Origin of the sequence: Algibacter miyuki (genome assembly GCF_030409805.1) — a bacterium.
Taxonomy (GTDB): Bacteria; Bacteroidota; Bacteroidia; order Flavobacteriales; family Flavobacteriaceae; genus Algibacter; species Algibacter miyuki.
Genome location: NZ_JAUFQP010000018.1, coordinates 1 through 7,069 on the forward strand (window position 1 = coordinate 1; position 7,069 = coordinate 7,069).

Genomic DNA, 7,069 nt, shown 5'->3' on the forward strand with positions numbered 1-7,069 from the left:
TCTGCGTCCGCTTGGAATTCCAACGGTTACTGACCGTATTGCACAGACTACTGTAACAATGATTCTGGAACCTATGTTGGATAATATTCCATAAGGATTCCTATGGTTATCGTCCCAACAAAGTGCTAAGGATGCCATCGGCACTGCCAGAGCAAGATGTTGGAAACATGATTGGGTTCTGGATGTGGATATTAAAGGTTTCTTCGATAATATCCCACATGATCTGTTAATGAAAGCGGTTCGTAAGCATACGGAGAGTAAATGGATTCTTCTCTACATAGAGAGGTGGCTTAAGGGCCAGTACAACAAACCGACGGTACCCTGGCAGAACGAACGAAGGGTACGCCACAAGGGGCTGTCATCAGTCCGCTTCTAGCGAACCTTTTCCTTCATTACTGTATGGACGAATGGTTGAGACTAAATATCCTTCCTGTCCTTTTGAACGGTATGCCGATGATAGTGTGATACACTGCAAAACTGAGGCACAGCTATGGATCTTCAGTTGAAACTGAGCGAAAGGTGAAGGCATGCGGATTGGAAATGCATCCGGAGAAAACTAGAATAGTTACTGCGGGAAAGCAAATCCGATAATAAACACCAACTTTTATTGCATTCGACTTTCTGGGATACACTTTTAGAAGGCGGAAAGCTAAGAATAAGCAGGGGGAATACTTTACAAGTTTCCTTCCAGCGATAAGCAATAAGGCCAGGTCGCCATCCGCGATAAAATGCGGACGTGGCAGCTACATAGGAAAGGTGGAAGTGACCTTAAAGGTCTAGCCTCTATGATCAACCCTGTTCTAAGAGGATGGATCAATTACTATGGTGCTTTTTACAAGACCGAACTCTATGGGGTCTTCAACACATGAACCGGCTACTGGCAAGGTGGGCGATGCGGAAATACAAAAGGCTGAGAAGACGAAAAGTTAAAGCAATAAGATGGATGTCGGAAATCTCTGAGAGAAACCCTCATCTCTTTGAGCATTGGCGTATTGGAATCAGACCATTAGGTGGATAATAACAGCCGTGTAAGGCGAGAGTCTTACGACGGTTGTGTGAGAGGTTCGGACTGAAATTTCCCTATCTACTCGACTAGTACTGCATTACAAATGCAGGAAGGACCAAATGTTAGGATGGCAAAGGAAACAGGAAGTTTATGGCAGAGCGATTACAGCGGAACCACGTTAGAGAACTGCTTATATGAGGGTAGGACGGAATCCGAGAGTAGATTATAAGAGGAGCCGAGCCGTGCAACTAATGTGCACAATGCCTGGGAAGGAGTTTTTTTTTAGTATTATGCTTGAAGAAATATTAGACATCCGAAATGTACAAAGAGCCTTTAGGCGGGTTACTGCCAATAAGGGAGCGAGTGGTATTGATGGTATGCAGACCGATGAACTTCGCGACTACCTGAATATTAACTGGCAGACATTACGGTCTTGTATTTTATCAGGTGATTACCGGCCAAGTGCTGTTCGAAAGGTAGAAAATACCCAAAAACGGTGGAGGCAATAGGATGCTTGGTATCCCTACGGTCATTGACCGGTTAATTCAGCAGTCCATTTTCCAATGGCTGAGCCCGAAGTACGAGGGCGACTTTTCTTCCAACAGTTATGGTTTCCGTCCGGGTCGCAATGCCCATCAGGCAGTACTCAAGGCACAGGAATACCTTAATTCAGGTTACACCTGGTTGTTGAGCTGGATCTGGACAAATTCTTTGATCGGGTGAACCATGACAAACTGATGTACCTATTATCGGGAAAGATAAAGGATAAGCGGACTTTGAAAACTTATCCGCCTTTACCTGAGTACTGGCATCATGGAGGACGGATTGGTCAGCCCAGAACAGAAGGAATGCCCCAAGGCAGTCCATTTAGCCCACTTTTATCAAATATATCCTTCACGAATTAGATACGAAGCTTGAAGAGCGTGGGCATCATTTCGTTCGGTATGCTGATGATTGCAGTGTTTATTTAAGAAGCAGGAAGTCAGCTCATCGAGTGATAGCAAGTATTTCAGTTTATCTGGAAGATTGCCTGAAACTGAAGGTTAACAAGGAGAAGAGTAAGGTGAGCAGGCCAAGCCAGAGCAGTCTGCTTGATTTCATTCTATGGCAGCAAAGCGGGATGGAAGATGCGTATTGCAGCGAAATCTATAAGTGCCATCAAGGAGAAAATAAGGGAGCATACCAGGCGTAACCGACCGGTTCCATTAAATGAAAGAACAACAAAGCTTAAGGAGATTATTCACGGATGGGTAACTATTTCTCTATTGCGGAAGCAAAGAGTCAAATGGTTAAACTGGACGAGATGTAAGAACCAGACTGCGGATTGTTCTATGGAAACAATGGAAAAGTATAACTGGTAGAGCGAGGAACCTAATGAAGATGGGTGTGGTAAAACTGAGGGCTTATCAGTTGGCAAACACCCGCAAGGGTTATTGCAGAACTGCAAACAGCCCCACATTGCTTACAACCCTTGACAAAAAGTTCTTTATAGGTCTTGGACTAGATGGATTTGGTACTTATTACTATTGAAACTACACACCAAACGAAGTTATTCTAACAAAACCGCTGTATACCGAACGGTACGTACAGTGGTGTGAGAGGACAGATAGGGAAATAATCCCTATCTTCCTACTCGACTCTTTAAAAAAATAGATTTAATAACCTGGGTTTTGAATTAATTTTTTGTTTGCATCCATCTCTCTTTGAGGGATTGGGAAAACTAAGTTATTTGCATTCCAGGCTATAGAGCCAATATTTGTTTGTTTCTCTTTGCATCGTGTAAAGCGAAGCCTCGAAAGCAAGTTCTAATTTGCGTTCATTAAGAATGTCAGCAAGTGTGGCAGTCGTTGTTGTTAATCGTGCTCTGCTTCTCACAACTGCTAATCTTGTAGAGGTGTTCTGCCTCCCACTGGTGCTGCTGGCGCTAAACGGACGTTGCATTCGGCTCTTATCAGATACATTTCTGATAACTCATCACAGGAACATTTCATATAAACATTAGCATATTTCGAGGTGTAGATATCCACCATCATCATAAAAAGCATTGATACGATCGTCATTGGCGGCATAAGTAGCATCAATCCAGTCTTGAGATATTACAGCGTCACCTCTACCTCCGTAGGTGAAGATCCGTAAAATTCATTAAAGCCATTAAAGCCAGTTAGAGTGTAACCTGCATTGCAAAAATATCTTCTGATGAATTAACTCCAGGAGTTGATCCATTGCAGGAAAGGCATCAATAAATGCAGCATTTAAGAATAATTATTTGAAGTAATTACTCTATTTGCCGCCGCCGCTGCCGCTGCATAATTACCCATTTGCAAGTATAGCCTTGCTAGCATACCTGCTGCTGCAGATTTGGTTGCGAAAAAACCATTTGTGGCAGGCAATTTAGCCTCTGCGTCTGTTAAATCAGCAATTGCTTGAGTGTAAACTGCTGCAACAGTTGCTCTGGCAACATAGCTAGCGTCGTTTACCTCTGTTGTTGGCGTTAAACAATGGGTACACCCAGATTGGTTGTAGGGCTTCCGTCATTATATGCCTTTCCGAATAATCTTACCAGTTCAAAATAAGAAGCACCTCTAATAAATTTAGCTTCACCTTCTACTTTATTTTGTTTTGCTGCATCAACTTTATTTATGCAGATATTACATTATTTGCATCATTTATTGCTGTGTAGCCGGCAGCCCAAACATTATTACGTAAGAGTTTGTTTTTAAAAGCGATTGTTAATGGTTTGGGTAAGCTCTTCATAAGTTCCAAACCATTCAATAGCATTAGTATTGGCTAAAAAATCGGCCATTAAAAATGGGCGACCACCATAAAATTCTGCTTCCAAATTCTGAGTACGCACCAACTAAGCAACCTCAACATCCTTTGATGTTAATAGCGCCTTGCTTTGCTCAATTGTATCAACTGGATTTATTTCCAAAGCTTTTTGCAAGAAGATGCTGAAGCTATAAGGGTTGAAGCAATTATTAAATTATATATATAGTCTTTTTCATAATGATTCTGTTATAGAATTATAGGCCAATGTTTATACCGAAGATATTACTCTTGGTTGCGGAGCTGAATAGAAATCTACACCTTGATTAATGTTTTGTAGATTGATAATCGGCATTTACCTCTGGATCCCATCCTTTGTAACCTGTAATGTTGCTAGGTTTGAGCGGTAGCAAATAACCTAAGTTTACTTAGTTTAAGTTTGCTTAAAACTTCTGGGGTAAATGTGTAACCTAATGTCAGAGTTTTTAAACGGATGTACTTTCCATCAGACAAATATCTAGTAGAGTTACCAACGCCATTGCCATATCCTAAACGAGCTCAGGAACCTGTGTAACATCTCCAGGTTTATTCCAGTAATCTATTTGGTCTGCTGTTTGGTTGTCATAAACCATTAGACGCACTGGCGCTCATATATGACCCACCACCATTATAAATTTTATTACCACTCACTCCTTGTAAAAACACACCTAAATCAAAGTTTTGAATGAGAATGTGTTGTTTTTCCAAAAGTATATTTTGGATTAGGATTACCAGCAAAAATTCTTTTGCGCCAGGTTAATGTCGTTTGTTGTTGTTCTGTCGACGTTACCATTTGCATCAACGGTATTTAGATAATAAGTAGCATCACCATTTGCTGGATTAACACCTGCATATTCTGGAAGATAAAAAACGCCTATTGGTTGACCAGATATGGCCGCATTAATTTCGTTGGTGTTTAAAACCTGACCACCTAAATCAGTAATTTTATTATTGTTAATGGCTGCAGTTAATGCGGTAGACCATTTAAAAGCGCCCACGAATTTTCTGTATTAATACCCAGTTCATAACTGTATTGGTTAATTTACCTAAATTCTGAGTTTTTGTTGCAAAAACCAGTTGTTTGAGGAATTGGAACATTCAACAATAATTCGGTAGTCTTTTTCTGATAGTAATCGAAAGTTGCTGAAACTCTATTTTTAAGAATACCAAAATCTAAACCAAGGTCTAATTGAGTTGTTTCTCCCAGGTTAAATCAGGGTTGCAATCTTGAAGGTATTTGTCCAGCCAAACCCCCATAAGCTCCAGTACCACTAAAATAAACGCGTGCAGAATAGTTCCCAATTTCTGCGTTACCTGTTAAACGTAACTTGCTCTTAATTTTAACAAGCTGATTGTCTCGCTGCTTTTAAGAAATCCTCTTCGGATGCAATCCATGCAAGTGAACCAGCAGGGAAGTAGCCATATTTCTGATTAGCTCCAAAGCGTGAAGAACCATCAGCTCTTACGCAAACCCGACTAAATATCTATCGTTGTATTTATAGTTAGCTCTAAAGAAATAAGATAGAAAGCTAAATGCACCTTCATTACTTGAAGCAGTAACTTTTGTAGCTGCACTTCCTAGTTTTATGTACGAATCGCTGGGAAATCCTGACCTTCTATTGTGCTGTATTTGGTTGTTGATTTCTGATAACTTGTTCCTAAAACAGCATCGAAAACACTTTTTCACCAAAATTTGCTTTGTAGCTAAAGAAGTTATTTGTATTTGCATTTATAACAAACGTAGAAATATTTACACCATCACCATTGATGTGCCTGTATTTCTGAATGTTAGAGCACCGTAGTAAGCCTCTTCATTTTGATTAAGGTTATCGATTGAAAACTCAGAGGTAAACTTTAAGCTTTTGCAATGTTAACATTGGCAAAAACTTTTCCAATTGTACGATAAACGGTTGCTTGATAAGAAGCATTTTCAATTCCAATAAACGGATAGTATAAACTGGATAATTAGAGGCCACACCAGGTAGGGTTCCACTAATTAAGCCAGAACGTGGGTCGATAAAGGAGTAATTGGAGATAATGCAACAGCTTGTATCGGATTGGAAACGCATTATCATTTGATAATCTATTGTTTATGCTGTTAGAGAAATTTAAATTAACACCTAGTTTCGATAAAATCGTTCCTTATTTGTTAAGTTTAATCTTCCACTGTAACGTTTATAGCTATTTCCAACAATAATACCTTGTTGATCTAAAGCCTGACCACAATATAAAATTTAGTTTTTTCGTTACCACCAGTTACATTCAAGTCATATTGCTGGGTAATAGGATTATCCTGAAAAGCCGCCCTTTCCCAATTGGTATAACCTTATACGTTTGATAATCAGTGTGCCTGCCGAATACCTAGTTAATCTGTTTTCTACATTGTTTTATAGTCAGCAATGCATCTGCTAAGTAGCATAATCACCATTTAAAAAATCTTGATTAGCTGCCACCTTCACCTGCTCTTCTTACTATATTCAACATATTGCTCTGCATTCATAAATTCTCTGTGGTTAGATGGCGTACTGATGCCGCCTAATGCACTGAAAATAATCTGACTTTTGCCAACTTTACCTTGCTTTGTGGTAATTAAAACGACACCATTGGACGCCCTCGCTCCGTAAATAGCCGATGCAGAAGCATCCTTTAATACTTCTAGATTCAATATCATTTGTGTTAATGTCTGCCAAAGCACTTGTAGGTGCTGATGTTCCCGAAAAATCGCCAGAGGTATCGGGAATACCATCCACAATATAAAGGGTTCGCTACCGGCAGTCACCGATGCTGCCCCCTTACGCGTACGGTAATACCTTGACCAAGTTTACCATTTTGCGCAGAAATAGTAACACCTGCTGCTTTTCCTTGTAAGGCTTGTTCGAATGAAGTAACTGGAAGATTCTCTAAATCTTTTGCACTCACTGATGATTGTGGAGCCTTTTAAATCCCGTTTAGACTGGGTTCCGAAACCCACAACAACCACATCAGATAATGTTGTGTTTTCTTCGTCTAAACTTGCATTTAGAGTAGAGCCTGTAATCGGCATTTCTTTAGTTTGAAACCGATAAAAGTAAATACGAGAATTTTAGCATTCTGCGAAAACACTTAATGTGTAGTTACCCGTAGCATTTGTTTGTGTGCCAGTTGAGAAGAACCTTTAACGTACACGCTTACTCCAGGAATGGCTCGCCATTTGCCAGAAGTAACTTTTCCGCTAATTACTTTGTCTTGTGCAAAGGCAAAAGCAATTACGCTGAAGGA

11 protein-coding genes and 1 pseudogene are annotated in these 7,069 nt (G+C 40.1%); 5 read left to right on the plus strand and 7 right to left on the minus strand.

What is annotated here, in order from left to right:
- Positions 1 to 136: 136 nt before the first annotated feature.
- The 5 genes from QWY92_RS20645 (at position 137) to QWY92_RS20665 (ending at position 2,367) form a co-directional block, all read left to right on the plus strand.
- Positions 137 to 376, plus strand: coding sequence for a reverse transcriptase domain-containing protein (locus QWY92_RS20645; RefSeq protein WP_496199482.1), 240 nt, complete (start codon positions 137 to 139; stop codon positions 374 to 376).
- Positions 377 to 728: 352 nt separating this feature from the next.
- The gene (locus QWY92_RS20650) at positions 729 to 869 is read left to right on the plus strand and encodes a group II intron maturase-specific domain-containing protein (protein WP_496199481.1); all 141 of its coding nucleotides are present in this window, start codon (positions 729 to 731) and stop codon (positions 867 to 869) included.
- An 829-nt stretch (positions 870 to 1,698) separates the two neighbouring features.
- Positions 1,699 to 1,911: a reverse transcriptase domain-containing protein gene (locus tag QWY92_RS20805; protein ID WP_496199483.1), complete on the plus strand. Its 213-nt coding sequence runs from the start codon at positions 1,699 to 1,701 to the stop codon at positions 1,909 to 1,911.
- Positions 1,887 to 2,198 carry a reverse transcriptase domain-containing protein gene (locus tag QWY92_RS20660; protein ID WP_419761799.1) on the plus strand — a complete coding sequence of 104 codons (312 nt, stop codon included), beginning with the start codon at positions 1,887 to 1,889 and terminating at the stop codon, positions 2,196 to 2,198. The genes QWY92_RS20805 and QWY92_RS20660 overlap by 25 nt, the downstream gene beginning before the upstream one ends.
- Complete coding sequence (locus tag QWY92_RS20665) at positions 2,134 to 2,367, plus strand: group II intron maturase-specific domain-containing protein (RefSeq protein ID WP_419761796.1); 234 nt, start codon at positions 2,134 to 2,136, stop codon at positions 2,365 to 2,367. The genes QWY92_RS20660 and QWY92_RS20665 overlap by 65 nt, the downstream gene beginning before the upstream one ends.
- A 294-nt stretch (positions 2,368 to 2,661) precedes the next feature.
- Here the strand turns inward: QWY92_RS20665 and QWY92_RS20670 are convergent, their stop codons facing one another.
- The 7 genes and pseudogenes from QWY92_RS20670 to QWY92_RS19640 all read right to left on the minus strand — a co-directional run bounded on the left by QWY92_RS20670 (position 2,662) and on the right by QWY92_RS19640 (position 6,730).
- A complete protein-coding gene (locus QWY92_RS20670; protein ID WP_419761797.1) occupies positions 2,662 to 2,808 on the minus strand; it encodes a RagB/SusD family nutrient uptake outer membrane protein in 147 nt (48 codons plus the stop codon).
- A gap of 450 nt (positions 2,809 to 3,258) precedes the next feature.
- Positions 3,259 to 3,477, minus strand: a pseudogene (locus tag QWY92_RS19615) (RagB/SusD family nutrient uptake outer membrane protein); the annotation flags it as partial.
- A 245-nt stretch (positions 3,478 to 3,722) separates the two neighbouring features.
- Positions 3,723 to 3,845 (minus strand): hypothetical protein, encoded by a 123-nt coding sequence (locus tag QWY92_RS19620; protein ID WP_290274896.1) that lies wholly within the window; start codon positions 3,843 to 3,845, stop codon positions 3,723 to 3,725.
- A 548-nt stretch (positions 3,846 to 4,393) separates the two neighbouring features.
- Entirely contained in the window at positions 4,394 to 4,519 is a 126-nt protein-coding gene (locus QWY92_RS19625; RefSeq protein ID WP_290274897.1) for a hypothetical protein, read from the minus strand.
- A gap of 20 nt (positions 4,520 to 4,539) precedes the next feature.
- Complete coding sequence (locus QWY92_RS19630) at positions 4,540 to 4,809, minus strand: hypothetical protein (RefSeq protein ID WP_290274900.1); 270 nt, start codon at positions 4,807 to 4,809, stop codon at positions 4,540 to 4,542.
- Positions 4,810 to 6,266: 1,457 nt separating this feature from the next.
- A complete protein-coding gene (locus QWY92_RS19635; RefSeq protein WP_290274903.1) occupies positions 6,267 to 6,482 on the minus strand; it encodes a hypothetical protein in 216 nt (71 codons plus the stop codon).
- A 104-nt stretch (positions 6,483 to 6,586) separates the two neighbouring features.
- Positions 6,587 to 6,730 carry a TonB-dependent receptor plug domain-containing protein gene (locus QWY92_RS19640; RefSeq protein WP_290274906.1) on the minus strand — a complete coding sequence of 48 codons (144 nt, stop codon included), beginning with the start codon at positions 6,728 to 6,730 and terminating at the stop codon, positions 6,587 to 6,589.
- Positions 6,731 to 7,069: the final 339 nt, after the last annotated feature.